This window comes from Luteolibacter pohnpeiensis (assembly GCF_016595435.1).
Taxonomy (GTDB): domain Bacteria; phylum Verrucomicrobiota; class Verrucomicrobiia; order Verrucomicrobiales; family Akkermansiaceae; genus Luteolibacter; species Luteolibacter pohnpeiensis.
This window is the reverse complement of record NZ_JAENIJ010000189.1, coordinates 1-538: the sequence shown is the minus strand read 5'-3', so window position 1 is coordinate 538 and position 538 is coordinate 1. Positions and strand designations below refer to the sequence as shown.

Sequence of the window (538 nt, the reverse complement as noted above, 5' to 3'; positions counted from 1 at the left end):
GCTGGCGCGAAGAAAGGCCGCAAGAAGAAGGGAAAATCGGGAGCTTCTGGCGGATCCAAGATCCGGGCCGTCTATCTGCTTCTCAAGAGCGTGACTCAAAGCCCGTGGCCGGGAGCCGTGCCGCCTGAGGATCGGCTTGCGGAGAGTTATGCCAAAGCCTGGCGTAAGGAACTGGAACGAAGACTGGAAAACCTATGATTGATCAACCGATGTCATTGCAGGAAGGAATCGAGTTCCTTCTCGATAAAGAGCAACTGCCTGCCGAGTGGGATGCCAGCGAATGGGCGGCGCAGGAGGACGACATCAAGCTGCGAGCGTTCTTTTCCTCGCGGGTGGAAAACGCCCGCTTCCTTGATCGCGCTCAAGGTCTCATTTTCGACTATCTCACCAAGGTCCGGGACGAAGTGACTCTGCGGGACGGGACCAAGACCACGGTGCTGCGCGTGGGTGGCCGCGCCGACTTCGTGCGGCTGATGCGCGAGTTCATGATCGAGGAAGGCATGGCGACCGAAGAGGAAATGTGGAACACCGAGCAATC

At 58.4% G+C, this 538-nt stretch carries 2 protein-coding genes; both read left to right on the top strand.

What is annotated here, in order from left to right; genetic code table 11:
- Positions 1-198, top strand: a 198-nt coding sequence (locus tag JIN85_RS20915) for a hypothetical protein (protein WP_200274503.1), incomplete at its 5' end; no start/stop codon positions are given.
- An 11-nt stretch (positions 199-209) separates the two neighbouring features.
- Positions 210-538, top strand: a 329-nt coding sequence (locus JIN85_RS20910; protein WP_200274501.1) for a hypothetical protein, incomplete at its 3' end; no start/stop codon positions are given.